Source organism: Paenibacillus xanthanilyticus, from assembly GCF_042682185.1.
Taxonomy (GTDB): domain Bacteria; phylum Bacillota; class Bacilli; order Paenibacillales; family Paenibacillaceae; genus Paenibacillus_Z; species Paenibacillus_Z xanthanilyticus.
Genome location: NZ_JBHUHA010000001.1, coordinates 935939 through 951251, shown reverse-complemented (window position 1 = coordinate 951251; position 15313 = coordinate 935939). Strand labels below are relative to the sequence as shown.

Genomic DNA, 15313 nt, shown 5'->3' with positions numbered 1-15313 from the left:
CGTCATGCTGCCATCCCCGAATTTGGATGATCGCAAATTTGAGCAGATCGTGCAGGAAGCCAGACGCGCCATTCCGAAGTGGATGCCGGACTGGACGGACGAGAACGCTCACGATCCGGGTATTACGCTCATCGAAATGTTCGCCTGGCTGACCGAGATGCAGCAGTTCTACATGAACCGCATTCCGCTCCGAAGCCAGCTCAAGTTCCTTAAGCTGCTCGGGACGAAGCCGAAGCTGCCTAGCAGAGCAAGAGCGGCGGTTAGCTTCAGCGGCCTGAATCGCTCGTTCATGCTTCCCGAAGGAACGAAGCTGGACGGGATCGACCAACGATTCGAGACGGTCGAGCGGATCGTGCTGCATCCGGCCAAGCTGGACCGCATTATCGTGCGCACCGACAGGGAAGCCAATGATTATACGTCCACGAACGACAACGTAGGCGTCTCCTTCTATGCGTTCGGCGCCGACGCCAGAGCGGGCAGCCGGTTCTACATCGCCTTCGACCGCGAGCTCGCGGTCGGCGACGAGTTGACGATTTCGGTGACGCTTGCCGAAGAGGAAGGGACGACCTTCGTGCCCGCCCGCCATCCGCAGCAGGAGGTGGTGCCGTCCGCAGCCGTATCGTGGAAGTTCTACGGCACGGAGAATCAGGGCGATCCAGCAGACCCGGAAGCGAACGTCTTCGGTGCGGCTCGGCCATCGGCGTGGCTGCCGCTGGATATCGTGCGGGACGAGACGCTGCACCTGATGTACAGCGGCACGATCACGATCCGGATTCCACATGCGATGCGCCAGGTGATGGTGCATCCTGCCAATGACCGAGGAAGATGCTGGATTTGCTGCACGATCGAAGAAGAAGGGTATGAGAGCCCTCCCCGGATCGAGCATATCGCCTTGAATACGGTACAGGCGGTCCAGCAGGATACGCATGCCGTTCTGTACGACGTGAAGGGCACAGGCCAGACGGAGCAATCGATCCGCCTCCGCTCCCATCTGGGGGTTCACGGTTCGCTGCGAGTCCAACTCGCCAATGAACGCGGACAATGGACGGATCTGCCTAGCAGCGGCAGCGCGGGCACGATCGCCCAAGCGGCAGATAAGCCGGGCGGCACCGCCAGTTATCGCCTGATCCGTCAATCGGAGTCGGGCGAAGCCGTCGTTGCCGTCGACGGAATCGCAGCGGATACGGCGGCGTCCCTGTCGGGCAAGCCGCTGCTGCGCGTGATCGCCTATTCAGACGAGCTGGTTGGCAAACGTTTGATTGGCCAGACCAACGGACTTCCGGGACAGAAGACGGCCGTCTACGAGCATCCGCTGCAGAACGGCCGATTCCGGCTGCAGATCGGGCAGCTTCGGGATGGTCAATGGCTGTGGGAGGATTGGACCGAAGTGGACGACTTTGACGCATCGGATGCTTCCGACCGCCACTACGTCTGGGATGAAGCTGCACAAGAGCTGCGGTTTGGTGACAATGAGCGAGGGCTCGTCCCGCCGGCAAGCGCGAAGCCGAATATTTGCATCGTCTCGTGCGCGTACGGCGGCGGCTCCCGCGGCAATGTGAAGCCGCATTTTATCGATCGCATCGCGGATGGCTTCTATGCGGATCAGGGATTGCAAGTAACCAATCATCAATTCGCGCGCGGCGGTACGGAGCGTGAGACGGTCGAAGCGTGCGTCGAGCGGGTGCGCGGCGAGCTTGCGCGGCCGTTCCGCGCGGTGACAGCCGAGGATACGGAGTACATCGTCCGGCGGACGCCAGGCTTGCGCGTCGCCCGCGTCAAGGCGCTGCCGCTCTATACGAAGGGGTTGGCGGATTATCCGCGGGAGCAGGCTCCTGGCCAGCTGACGGTGGTCGTCGTGCCCGCCAGCCCGGTGTTGACGCCGAAGCCGAGCACGGGATTCCTGCAAACCGTGAAGCGGCACTTGGACGACCGCCGGCTCATCACGACAGAGACGCATGTCATCCCGCCGGCTTACATTCGGATCACCGTGCATGCCGTAATCGTCGTGGAGCCGCATTTCGTCGATGAGCACGGGAAAATCGCGGCGGCGCTGAATAAGCTGCTCAAGCCGCTTGACGGCAAAGACGGCTCTCCCGGCTGGACTTTCGGCCGCACGGTTCACAAGAGCGATCTATACAGCATCATGAACGCGATGGACGGCGTCTGTTATATCCAGGAGCTGTGGCTGGACGCGGACGGTAAGCAATGGAGCCGGACGCCCTCGGGCGATATCGCGCTCGCGCCGTACGGCCTCGTTTACTCGGGCGAGCATGAGATCGAACTCATCAGCCGATTGAACGTATAGCTTCATCCGCGCAACAGAAAGGAGGCGAGCGTCTCTGGAACGCGACCCGTTATATTTTTCCTTTAATAAGGAAACGGACTGGGCGAACGGCCAGACCAGCAATCTCGAATGGTCGCATGACGGACTTCGCATCGGGCAGACGTATAAATACGGCATCCGCAGCACGGTGCAATTGAGCGGATTGGACGGGATCCGGGATGTGCACGATTTCACGATCGGCCCATACGGCCGGCTATACGTGCTGGACGAGAGCGGCGACGTGTGGATGTATGACCAAGAGAACCGGCATCACGAGCGGCTGTTCCCGGGCGGGCATGGACTATTCGGCCAGCATGCCTTGTTGGCCGCATCCGGCGAGATGCTGCTTGTGGCGGATATGGCGCAGGAGCAATCGCTCGCGGCCTATTCGGTATCCAACTCGCAGACGTATTGGAGCATCGGCGACGTGAAGGGCATGCCGATCCTGCCGCTGGCCGTCGCGTCGGACGACCGTTCCTTCTACGCGGTTACGCCGCTCGACGCGATGCGCACCGCACAAGGCGAGTGGATCTCTCCGGCGGGCGGACGGATGGGCGTCGTTCAAATCGGCAAGGCCGGCGAAGTGCTGGGCGTCATCGAAGACGACAAGTGGCGGACGAAGGAAGAGGTGCCCGTTCGGCGACTGCGCTATCGCTATTATTTAGCCGTCTCCTCCAAGCAGGATGTATTCGTGTTCGATGCCGCCGGTCACTTTCTGGTTGGCTTCCCGCACGATGGCGACGCGCCTTCCCGCATCTATTTGCCTTCGCTTCAGTTCGCAGGGCTTGCGATCGATTCCCGCAATCAGCTTTACATCGGGGATTCGCGCCATGTGGACGACGAAGGGGAGGATGATCGGTTCATTCTGAACCTAGGCGAGACGGGCGAGTGGATCAACAAGGTGCCGGGCTTCCGGGGCAAAGCCGACAAGCTCATCTTCGGGGACCGGGACCGGATGTATATCCTCAATGCCGAGGCGGGGCGGGCGACGATTACGGTGCTGGAGCTGCAGCGCCGAACGCTCGAGAACGCGGAGAGCGGCATGCTGGAGGGTCTGCTGCTCATGCCGGCGCTCGATAGCCGCGAAGCGGAGACGGTCTGGCACAAAATGCAGCTGGACGCCGACATCCCCGACGAGACGCAGCTGCGCCTGTCGTACTTTTGCTCGGATCGGGATAGTCTGGTGATCAACGGCCGAGTCGTCCATGTGGATGCGCTCTTGCGTGATCCGACGCTGAGCCTTCGAGAGAAAAATCAACTCTTAGCGGAGTTGTGGTCCGAGCCGGTCATCAATCCGAAGGACGCGCTGTTCTTCGAGGCGAAGGGCCGCTACATGTGGCTGAAGCTCGAGTGGATGGGCAGCGAGCGCAAGACGCCGCGGCTGAACCGTCTTCGCGTCTATTTTCCGAGATTGACGTATCTGTCGTACTTGCCCGCGATGTACCAGCAGGATCCCGGCGGCTTCATGGAACGATTCCTCGCGCTCTTCGGCTCGATGTTCGATCGCGTCGAGTCGGACATCGCCGATCTGCCGAGACGGTTCGATAGCGACCTGGTCGCGGGACCGGCGCTCCGCTGGCTTGGGAGCTGGCTGGGCATCGAGGTCGACGAGCATTGGACGGACGCGCAAATCCGGCGCTTCATTCAAGAAGCGCCGCAGCTATACCGATATCGAGGCACGCGCAAGGGCATCGAAACGATGGTCGACATTTATACAGGCCGCAAACCGCATATTATTGAATACTTTCAATATAAAGCGATGCGCGAATCGGCCGACCTGCGGGCGGTGACCGACTTGCTGTATGGCATGAATCCGAGCAGCTTCTCCGTCCTCGTGACGATGGAGCAGGCGCCGACCGAGAAGCAGCGGCTTATGCTGCAGCGCATGCTGGACGAACAAAAACCGGCTTTTACCGAAGCTCGTCTGGTCGTGCTGCAGCCGTGGATGTACTTAGATATGCATACGTACTTGGGGCTGAACACCGTGCTGACGGAACCATCGCTGCTGACGCTAAATCCGGACCGCTCCATGCCGAGCGATACGCTGCTCGTCGATGTCGATCGGGACCGGCGGCTTGATTCACACACGCGGCTGGGACTGGATTCGGAGCTGGAATAGGGAACCTGGCCAGACGCCTGGAGACCCGCTGTCTTAAATTGATCAAGGAGTGGAGATCGTGAAGAGAAGCCGGTATTATCCGTTTGAGCGGAACCGTTATTTCTATGGCAAGCTATTGACGGTGCGCGACTTTGAATCGGAACAGAAATACGCGAACGACAAGCGCCGGCTGCTGAACCGGCTGACGACGGGAAGCGGCGTCGTATCCGGCATGCAGGTCGTAGCCGTGGATGACAAATCGGTCACGGTCGAGATGGGCGTCGCCATCGATTATGCCGGCCGGGAGATCGTCATCCCGTCGCCCGTTACGCAGAAGCTGTCCATGATCGACGGCTTTACGAACAACGAGTACATGAAGAATGTCTACCTCTATGTCGCCTACGACGAGAAGGGTAAGGAACCGGTGCACGCGATCGCCAATTCCGCGGTGCGTTCGGAGGAAGTCAGCGAATACAACCGCATTCTGGAGAGCTACCGTCTGTTCGTGACCGAGGAAGCGCCGGATCCGGCTTCGTTCGAATACGTGCGGTTGACGGAGACGATCGCGCCGATCTACCAGGACGGACATGTCCGGATCTACCAGCGCATGCCGAAATATATGAATCCCGACGCGGTGACCGACGTGACGCTCGTCATCGAGAAGACGCTGCAGACGCCGAAGATCGCGATCGAATTCGACTACGACTGTGAGTCGCTGACGCCGCTCGGCGCGAGCAGCCGCCATGTGGCTTTTGCCGATCCGGGCGACGGCCGCGAGACGGAATATACGTTCAAGTATGCGGTCAAAGCCGGCAATCCCGTCAGCGGCAAGGCGGCGCTGCGCATTCTGCGCGAAAGCGTCAAGCTGACGATCGGCGATGCGAAGGTCGCGGTCGACGCCAACCCGCGTCATGAGGTTGAGCTCATTCATGATCGGATCCCCGAGAGGGTTCTGCGGGATTATTTCGAACGGACGCTGGATCAATCGCTGGACGGCATGGCGGAGCAAAGCATCTGCTTGGCCAAGATCAGCCTTATGAAAATGGGACCGACGTACATGATCGAGAAGGTCGAACGCGTGCCGTTCGGGGAGTTCGTGCACAATCCGTCGCTGCTGCACCGCATCGGGGGATTCGGCGGTCCGGACGCGGATAACCGGTTCTTCACGAAGTCGGAGGCGACCGAGCTGCCGTACGGCTCGAAGCCCGAGTTCAATGTCGCTTTCAACCCGGATCGAAGCGAATTCTCATTCAAGCTGGGCGTGCCGCAGCCGCAGCATATCCAGGACGAGATCGCCACGGGTACGGTGACGGTGGAGCTGGAACCGAGCAACAAGAGCGGCCTGTATTTCTTCAGCCGGGGGCAAAAAAGCTACGTGACCGAAGAGATCGCCTCGACGCTCGGCGATGGTCAATTCTACGTGCAGGTTGGGCTGGAAGAGAAGGATATCCATGTCACCAGCGATTTGCTCCAATCCGGCGACCAGGTGTATTACGGCAATGCCGACGTCTTTAAAGGGAGCGAGTTCGAGTCGCCGCTGCCGAGCGTCACGTTCGGCACGATCGTGTACCCGGCCAAAGGGACGTTCCGAATCGGCATGAAGCTGAGTCAAGCGACGGAAGCCTCGGCGATTAAGCTTCGTTGGTGGGCGTTCAAGAAGCTCCCGGGCTCCGAGACCGCGGCGGTCGTGTCCACGGCCAAGGCGGCGTCGAAAGAAGCAGCGGCAGCGAAAGAGGATGACTCGATAGGGAAGTAAACCGTGCTTAAGCGGAGATAGAAGACTATCCTCGATGCTGCTATTATTTATATTAATGGATGTCATAACGCCGTGCGGCCTTCGGGCTTGCACGGTTTTTTGGTATTCATCACGTATCGACGTTTGGGACAGCCGAGGTTCGCGTCCGCGAATCAAAAAAACCTTCTCTTGCGCGAACGCAAGAGAAGGCAGAATGAAGGCACATGAAGGCAAATAAAATAGGAGGTTCATGATTAGCGCTGACTGCTCAACGTCTTGACGATCGACAGCCGAACCGGCTGCGGTTTGTTCTTGATGTAGGTGAAGGTAAGAATATCGTTGCCCCATATGTAGATGACGACCGTTTTATCTGCGGAGAGGGTCGCTTTTTGACCTTTCAGCTTCTGGGCTTCGGTTAGCTTCAACACCTCGGCAATGACCGGCTTGTTCCATAAATTCATCTCGGACACGTACGACTCCTCCGGATTCGCTTCGTCGGCCTGCATGACGAACGACATCTGGAATGCGGCGTATACGAGTAAATTAGGGGTAGAGCCGAGCGGCGCAGCTGCACCCGCATCGTCGCTCTCCGCGTCCTTCGCCGCGGCATCCTTGGCCGCGTTCGCCGCCGGCGTATCGCTGCCGGGATCGATCTCGCTCATCTCGTTCACGTCATGCTCGGAATCGGACGCGCCGCTGGCTAGGCGAACCGAGCCGCCGGTCAAGACGCTCCGCCAGCTGGCTGGTTTCGCGGACCCGGCTTCCGTCGTGCCTGACTGATCGCCGTTTCCTTTGCTTGCGTCAGTCGGGTTCGTGGATGGCGTAGAAGAGGAGGAGCCGCCCGATGCATCCTTACCGGCGTTATCTTGCGAAGGCGGTACGATCTGCGTCTGTGGTGTCGTCGGTGTCGTTGGTGCCGTGCTCGGATTCGACTCGGTTCCGTTCTCCTGCGCTGCCTCGCCGGGGCTTGACGAGCTATCTTCCGGCGTTTCCGCCGACTCTGCCGGCAGCTCGTCTTCCGTCGCTTCTTCGGCCGGCGGGTCCGGCTCGCCCAGCACATCGAGCAGTTTCTTGCGCGACTGGTCTAGGAACCCTTGCGGATGAATGCTGCCGCTCTTGAAGAAGCCTTTGTAGAACGGGTTGCCGTCTTGATCATGCATCGTGCCGACGCCGTCATAGACGCCGTTCTTGAACTTGCCGGCATACAGCAGCGTACCGCCGCTTGCGAACGCTTGCCCGTCCCCGTTCGCGACGCCGCCTAGGAAGCTGCCGGCATACAACGCTGCTCCGGTCTCGTCCGATAATGTACCTATGCCGGAGTATTTGCCCTGCTGGAATTGACCTTTGTATTTGACCGCGCCAGAAGGATAATACTCGGTGCCTTCGCCGGCGAGCGTGCCGCTCTTGAACAGCCCTTCGAATTCCACGCTGCCGTCCTTGCGGAACAGCTTGCCTTCGCCTTCGTAGACGCCGCCGCTCCAATTTCCTTCGTACCTCGGCTTGCCGCCTTGATCGAAAGATTTGCCTGCGCCAGCATACAGATCCTGCAGGAATGCGCCAGTGTAGAGCATGCTTCCTTGCTCGTCATAGAGCGTGCCGCTTCCTTCAAACTTGCCGGCGGCGAAGTCGCCTTCATACTTGACTTGCTTCCCCCCTGGATAGTACAGAATCCCGGCTCCGGCATATTGATCCAGCGCGAACGCGCCCTTGTAGATCACGCTGCCGTCCGCATTGTAGAGCGTGCCGCTGCCTTCCCTAAGGCCCTTCGCGAAATCGCCTCGATACACGACCGCGCCGGTGCCGTCGTACAGCACGCCTGCGCCTTCATACATGCCTTCGGCGAGCGGACCTTCGTAGATGAGCTGCCCCTCGGCATTCTCGACCTTGGCCGTACCGGTGAAGCCTTCCGCTGCTTTGGAGGACGCCTCGATCGTCGGGGTGCGGGAGAAGAGTTTGTTGACGAATTTTGGCGGCTTGATAAAGCCGAAGTACACGATCACCAAGGCGACCAGCAAAATAATGACGACCAGCTTCTTGGCGATGTAGAACCGTCCGAGCGGAAAATAGTTCTTGACCGACTGTTCCTTCGGATTCAGAATGCCGCGCACGAACTTCTGGAGCCACGCCATGATGAACTTTGGCAGCTGCTTCGCTTGCCGGAGCGGGGCGAGCACCCGTTTGCGAATCGGATTGATGAAGGGTTTGAGGAATTGCTCGATCATTTTCATTAGGGCACCTGGATCGTGAACTGGCCGGGCATCGCGACTTGAATGACGCCGCCCCAGTTGCACATGCATTTGGAGGAATTGTTGAGCGCCGGGAAATTGCTGATCAGTACGGTCGGCGATCCGGGCGCCCACGGCGCTGCCGTCACCGGGACGCACGGCATCGGCGTTAGCGCGCCGAACGCCGCCGCCGTTGCCGAAGCGACGGTGGGGTTGGCCAACGATTGGCACATGCCGAACGGCATAATATTCATCATTGGTTTGTTATCCATGATATTCGCGATCGGCGTCGAGGTTAGGACGCGATTCGCGGGCAGCACGTTCAGCGTGCTAGGCGCCGCGCCGAACGAGCATTGCAGCATCGCGCCTTGACAGACTAACTGTCCCATATAATTGTTCTCCTCTTGGAACGGGGTTCCGTTTCGGTTTCTACTATTAATAATAGTACTATAAAGCAATTTAAACCATCAAGAGATCATGTCGGATTATGGCGAATAAAGGAAAGTTTAAGTGTTGCGGCCTACTTATTTGTAGTAGTATAGAGGGAGATAACAGAACCGATTCGAAATGGAGCCATTGGCATATGAAACCGAATACGAAGAAGAGAATGCCGGCGCAGCCTTCCGCAAGAGGCGTGATATGGCTATGCATCGTGACGATGGTGCTCGCCTCGCTGGCCATGTTTTTGTTCGTCAATCGCGAGGTGCTGCAATCAAGCCCGTTTCAATCCGCGACGCCGCTTTCGAACGTGTCGGCAATGGCGAGCGACGGAAGCGGCGGCCGATATGTCATCAGCGAGGAGAAGCAGCGGATCGAGGCGTTCGATGCCGAAGGGCACCGCTTGTTCCAAATTCAGAAAGACCTGCGCGGCAAAGACGCGCCGAGCATCTATACGGAGCTTGCCGTAGATGGGGAAGGACGCCTGTACGTCCTCGATACGCAGCTGGACGAATACGGGCTGTATGTCGTATCGGAGCATATCTTGCGGTATACGAAGGAGGGCAAGCTGGACCGCCAGTTGTTCGAATGGAAAGGCGACCGGAAAAGCAAACGGATCGGGCAAATCAAGGCGCTGCAGGTGAACGGGGACGAGCTCTCGTTCTTCATCTCCGGCACCTCGGGCGCCGAGCAGAAGCGATTGAAGCTGTCCACCGGCAAATGGGACCAGCCGTTCGCGTTCACGCTTCCGCCGGATCGATACATATCCGAGATTACAGGCTACGAGCCGGGCCATATTTATTATGCGACCAAGCGGGGATCGATCTATCGCGTCGGGGAGGACGGCCAGAGCGAGAAGCAGTATCCGACGACCGTGATGTCGTCGACGCGCAAGAATTTCCCCGAGCGGCTCAAGCTCGGCGAGCGCGATAGCGTGACGTTCATTGACCGGGCGCAAAATACGGTGACAAGGCTGAGGCCGTCCGCTCATCAACCATTGGAGACGCTCGCGCATACCGAGATCAGCGCGGCCGGAGAGCTGGCCGATTATGAGATTGGCGAGCAGGCGAACGTTTACGTGCTGGCCGATCGTCTGGTGGAAGCGACGGCCGACGGCGATCCGGTTCGGACGGTGGATCATATTAAGTTCAACGGGCAGGAGAGGCTGCAGCGTTGGCTCGTATGGGCCGCCGCAGCCGCGGCTGCGGCGCTCGTCGTGCTTGCGCTTCGATTAATCTATGTGCATGTCATGCGCCGTCGCATCTCGTTCTTCCTGAAGCAGATGGTGGCTTTCGTGCCGCTCATCGCCATCTCCATGGTGCTGCTCTCCAATTCCATCTATCAATCGTTCTCGGCCAAGATGGAAGAAGAGATGCAACGGGAGCTGTCGGTGCTGGCGCAGAGCGGCAAGTACATCATCGACGGCGATCAGCTCGAGCGATTGACGTCGCCGAACGATTATATGAATTTCGATTATCTGCAAATCAAAGAACGGATGAACATTCTGTTCGAAGGCGAGAACAGCGAGAATCGCCGAGGCTTGTATAGTACCGTGTACAAATACGAGGACGGCAATCTCTATATCATCACCGACGACAATGACGGCATTAATATGTTTAAGCCTTATGAACTGACGTCTGAGAATTTGGCTGTGTTGGAGCAGGGCCAGATCCGCAGCAATTCGACCGACGACGCGGAGGGACAATGGACGTACGCGCTTGCGCCGATCTATAACTCGGAAGGCAAAGTCGTCGGCATCTTCGAAACCGGCCGAGACCGCAACGTACTGAACCAAGAGAATCGGCGTATCTTCGATAGCGTTATTCGCCAGATCATTCTGATCACGTTCCTCATTCTGTTGGTCTTCGTCATCTCGTCCTACTTCTTGCTCGCTTCGCTGCGCAAACTGCGCCGAAGCGTAACGGAAATCACGAACGGCAATTGGGACGTCGAAGTGTCGATTCGCTCCCGGGACGAAGTCGCGGACTTGGGCGAACAGTTCAATCTCATGGTTCGTCATATCCGGCAGTACATTCGCGACATCACCGAGTTCAGCGAAGCGTCGTATCGGTTCGTGCCGCAGCAGGTGATCAAGTATTTGGGCAAACGCGGCATCCTGGACGTCCATCTCGGCGATCAGGTACAGCAGAATATGGTCGTAATGGTCGCCAAAATCCGCTCGTTCTACGACATGACCAAGCGGCTGACGCCGAAAGAAAACTTCAACTTCATGAATTCCTTCCTAAGCCGCTTCGGCCCGCTCGTGCGCAAGGAAGAGGGGCTGATCAGCAGCTATTTGGGCGCAGGGTTCATGTCGCTGTTCCCTTCCCGCACGGAGGATGCGATTCAGTCGGCGATCGCGATCCGCAAGGAGCTTATCGTATATAACGGCCACCGGCGCAAGTCGGGCTATCCGCCGGTCGACCTCGGGATCGCCATTCACAAGGGCGCGCTTATGATGGGGATTATCGGCGAAGAGACCCGCATGGAGAGCAACGTGATTTCCGACGACGTCAGCTTGACCACGCGATTGGAGGAAGTGTCGGAGCAGCTGGGTGCTTCGATCCTCATTACGCGTACGGCGCTTGAAACGATGGAAGCGCCGGAACGGTTCCAATATCGGTGGTTGGGCCGCATTCAGCTGGATAGCAAGGAGCTTCCGCTGGAATTGTACGATATATACGAAGGCGACGAGGAGACGCTCCGGCTCGGCAAAGACAAGACCAAGGCGCTCTTCGAACGCGGCGTCGCCCTGTATCAGGAAGGACGGTTCTTCGATGCCCGCGAGACATTCGTGGAGGTTATCAAATGGAATCGGCAGGATAAGGCGGCCCAATTATATTTCTATCTCTGCGATGAATATTATCAACAAGGCACGGCGGCAGACTGGAACGGCACGCTAGCCGTTTCATAGCTATAGAGGGAGCAATCAGCATGAGCGCGAATCGCTACCACGTACAATCATTAGGAACGAAGGAGGACGCGGCGAATATAACCGCGTTCTTCCTGTCTGACCGCTCTTTCGACGATACGCGGCACACGCCGGGCGAAGTCGAACATTTTCGGAACCATCCGCTGCGGGCCCTTGACGGCGATTATGTCTATCGTTACGTCGCTTGCGAGAAAGACGGCATTATCGGCGTCAACAGCTTCATGGAGAATGAACAGCGCACGGGCGGCTATTACTGGGATTATATCGTCGTCCATAAGGCGTACCGCAAGGACGGCATCGGTTCGCTGCTGATCGAAGACATGATCACGCTTCTGCGCGGCAGGGGAGCGCGATATATTATTACGTACACCTGCGATCTAGACTCCTATATGCCGATCCGCCGTTTGTTCGAGCGGCACGGCTTTGAAGTCGCGGGAAGAATGAAGGACTATTATTTTGAAGGCGAAGACCGGCTTGTCTATTATTTGAAGCTGTAATCGCGTAGGTGCATCGAATATGATCAATGCGTTGTTGAGATGGATCGGCGTCAAACTCGAGGACTGGCGCAAGCTGGCGTTGATGACGCCGATATTTTTTCTTTGCGGCATTTCTGAAATGTTGAATTATAACGGCTATATGACGCTATTCAACGACCGGTTCGGCAGCGAGTACTTGCCATACGTGTACGCGGTCGAAGCGGTCATCCTGCCCCTGGAAGCGTGGCTGATGTCCTGGCTGGCGAGCCGGCTGCCGAAGCCGCAGTGGATGCGGACAATGTACCTCGTGATGGGGACGATCGTGGCGCTTAACGCGGCCGTGCTGTTGACCGTCCGGTTGACCGGGCTGGACGTCGGCTTCTATTATCCGTTCTTATTCCTGACGTCAAGCTTCGTCGTCCGCCAGCAGACGATTCTGCTGTGGAGCTTGGCGATCGATCTGTGCCCGACCCAACAGGCGAAGCGGGTCATGCCCGTCTTCGTATCCGGCGCGGCGCTAGGCGGCATCGCGGCCGGTCTGATCAGTCAAGCGGTCAGCCGTTCGCTCGGGGCAGACGCGGTATATATGCTTGCGCCGCTGCTGCTGCTTGCCGGGGCGTTCAACTACTGGCGGTCGATCGCGGTGTACCTCGTTCCGCTGACGTTGAAAGAAGAACGGAGCGCGAAGGCGGCCGGTCAGACGGAGGAAGCCAGTTCCATGCTCATGTTTAAGCGGGTGTTCCAGTCGCCGTATTTGCTCTGCGCGGTGGCTATTATGACGTTGATGCCCGCGTTGTATTTTCTAATGGAGTATACATTCTTATCGCAAACGCACCGGTTCTACCCCAACGAGACCGACTTCGCGGCATTCTTCGGTCAAGTGACCACGCTGCTGTTCACGTTCGCGCTGCTGCTTCAGCTCGTCTCGGGACGTTTGATGAGCGCGCTCGGGCCGAGCAGCATGCTGGCGGCGATCGCAGCGGTGTTCGCCGCCAGCTTCGTGCTGGTGGGGGCAACGCTCGGATTGGACCTGCTGCTGTACACCTTGTCGGCCGGTTATATGTTCGTCTATCTGCTGCTCTATTATTTTGCAGAACCGGCGAATCAGATGTTCTTCAAGCTGCTGCCGATTCAGGAACGCGACGGTTACCGGTATATCGCGCAGGGGATCGCGGCTTCAGGCGGCATTCTGCTCGGCGCGCTGCTGCAATATTTGCATGCGGGAGCGGGCTTGTCATGGGCCATGCTCGTCTGGACGGGCGCGATCGGTTCCGTCCTTCTCGTCGTCCTCGCAGTCATCGGCCGGCAGCTATATATCAAGCAGCTCGTTCGCACCGTTCAGACGATGACGGCGGACGGGACGGATCTCGTCTCGGCGCTGGATGAATTCGTGCAGCAGGGACGATCGGATGCGGTCCTTCATTCGCTGCTTCATCACGACAACGATTACGCCCGCGAGCTCGCGCTCGAGCTGATCGGCCGTTTGGATCAACCTGGTTATTTGCCGGAGCTGCTCCGATTCGCCGATGATCCGAGCGCCCGTCTGCGCCTAGCCGCGCTGCGGGCCATGCGGCTGGAGGAAGCAGGGCTGCAGACGCTCGTTCGCATCGCGGCATTCCTGGAGGATGACGACTACGAGGTTCGCGCACAGGCGGCGAACCTGCTCGGCACCGCGTCGCATCTGTCGCATCAGGCCGTCTATTTCATCCGGCTTAAGCTGCTCGACCCGCATCCGAAGGTCGTGGCCGAAGCGATCAAAGCGCTGCATGCGCTCGGCAGCGAGCCGAGTTACGAGGCGTGTTATGAAGTCATCGGCCGCTACTTGGACGAGATGGGCGAGCCCGCCGTGTATATGTGCCGGACGATCGCAGAGCTTGGTCTGGCGCGCTTCTTGCACGACGTCGAGCAGCTGCTCGGCGACGCGGATCCGGCGGTACGGGCCGAAGCGATCAGCTGCATGGGCGCCTTGAAGCATACGGAGGTCATCCCATGGCTTCTGGAAGGCTTGGAATTCGCGGAGCCTGCTCTGCACGAGACGACCGTCGAAGCATTCGCGCGAATGGGCGAGGAGGCGGTCGAACCGCTCCTGCTATACGTTGGCGAGCTTCCGATGAAGGCTTGGAACGCGTCCGTTCGGGCGCTGTCCGTACTGCTGGACGACGCTAGACTCCGGGAACAGCTGGTGCCGCTGACTCTAGCGGCTGTCGAATATCTAAGGTCGATCAAAGCGCTCTCGGCCGCGCTTCATGTCGGCGGTCAACGAGGTCTCGCGGATTTGGCGGCGATGCGCAGCGACGAACTGCGTAAATTCGTCCTTGGCGGGTGTTGGGCGGTCATGGAACGGCTCGGCGAGGAGGATGTGATGCGGGCCATTCGCCTGGCGACCGAAGACGCGGATGAAGAGGTCCGCGAGAACGGGATGGAGGCGCTGGCCGAAGGCGCCGGCGACAAGCGTCTGGCGGCGGCGATTCTGCAGCTGCTGGCCGAGTGGGGGGAGCTTGCGCATGCGGACATGAACGAAGGCAGCCTGGACACGGCGATCGGACGCATGACGATAGATCGGGATCCGTGGCTGCGATTGATAGCGGCGGATGCGCTGGAGCGAAAGGAGAGTACGGAGATGAACGAACCGCGTCAGCTTCTAGGCATGCTGGACAAAGTACTGTTCTTGAAAGAGGTCCCGTTCTTTAAAGGTCTCACGCTTGAAGAACTCGGTTATGTGGCAGGGATCGCGGAAGAAGAAATCATGCCGGCGGGCAAGCGGTTATTTACGATGGGGCAGCCGAATACGGCGATGGGCGTCATCATGGAAGGCGCCGTCGAGTTGACAGCAGGCAACAGCCAAGAGATCATCGCCCGGCTTGGTCCGCGCTATGTATACGGCGAATCTTCCTCGCTCTACGGGACGCTGGCAACCGCGAACGGGATAGCCGCCGGGCCAAGGCTTCGGCAGCTGACAATCGACGGCCAGGCCATGTCGAAGCTCATCCAGCTGCATCCCGGGATCGGGATCGGCATGCTGCGCGCCACGTTCGAGCGGGTTCGCAGATTGGAGCAGCGGATCGCGAAGCAGCAAGGATAGCGCT

Annotated in this window: 8 protein-coding genes; 6 read left to right on the top strand and 2 right to left on the bottom strand. The window is 58.8% G+C overall.

From position 1 onward, the window contains the following. Positions 1-4: 4 nt before the first annotated feature. The 3 genes from ACFSKT_RS04040 to ACFSKT_RS04030 all read left to right on the top strand — a co-directional run bounded on the left by ACFSKT_RS04040 (position 5) and on the right by ACFSKT_RS04030 (position 6177). A complete protein-coding gene (locus ACFSKT_RS04040; RefSeq protein WP_377776303.1) occupies positions 5-2305 on the top strand; it encodes a putative baseplate assembly protein in 2301 nt (766 codons plus the stop codon). Between the two features lie 172 nt (positions 2306-2477). Beyond that, positions 2478-4442, top strand: coding sequence for a phage tail protein (locus tag ACFSKT_RS04035; protein ID WP_377720514.1), 1965 nt, complete (start codon positions 2478-2480; stop codon positions 4440-4442). A gap of 58 nt (positions 4443-4500) precedes the next feature. After that, positions 4501-6177, top strand: a complete 1677-nt coding sequence (locus ACFSKT_RS04030) for a hypothetical protein (RefSeq protein ID WP_377720513.1) — start codon at positions 4501-4503, stop codon at positions 6175-6177. Between the two features lie 233 nt (positions 6178-6410). On the opposite strand, the gene ACFSKT_RS04025 is transcribed toward ACFSKT_RS04030, so the two are convergent. Together ACFSKT_RS04025 and ACFSKT_RS04020 are read right to left on the bottom strand one after the other, a co-directional pair. Then, positions 6411-8378 carry an MORN repeat-containing protein gene (locus ACFSKT_RS04025; RefSeq protein WP_377720512.1) on the bottom strand — a complete coding sequence of 656 codons (1968 nt, stop codon included), beginning with the start codon at positions 8376-8378 and terminating at the stop codon, positions 6411-6413. Between the two features lie 5 nt (positions 8379-8383). After that, entirely contained in the window at positions 8384-8770 is a 387-nt protein-coding gene (locus ACFSKT_RS04020; RefSeq protein ID WP_377720511.1) for a DUF4280 domain-containing protein, read from the bottom strand. 194 nt (positions 8771-8964) lie between these two features. Between ACFSKT_RS04020 and ACFSKT_RS04015 the strand changes: the two genes are divergently transcribed. The 3 genes from ACFSKT_RS04015 to ACFSKT_RS04005 are packed head-to-tail and all read left to right on the top strand — an operon-like array spanning position 8965 to position 15309. Then, a complete protein-coding gene (locus tag ACFSKT_RS04015; RefSeq protein ID WP_377720510.1) occupies positions 8965-11733 on the top strand; it encodes an adenylate/guanylate cyclase domain-containing protein in 2769 nt (922 codons plus the stop codon). Between the two features lie 20 nt (positions 11734-11753). Next, complete coding sequence (locus tag ACFSKT_RS04010) at positions 11754-12248, top strand: GNAT family N-acetyltransferase (protein WP_377720509.1); 495 nt, start codon at positions 11754-11756, stop codon at positions 12246-12248. Positions 12249-12267: 19 nt separating this feature from the next. After that, on the top strand, positions 12268-15309 hold the full coding sequence (locus tag ACFSKT_RS04005) for an Npt1/Npt2 family nucleotide transporter (RefSeq protein ID WP_377720508.1): 3042 nt from the start codon (positions 12268-12270) through the stop codon (positions 15307-15309). Positions 15310-15313: the final 4 nt, after the last annotated feature.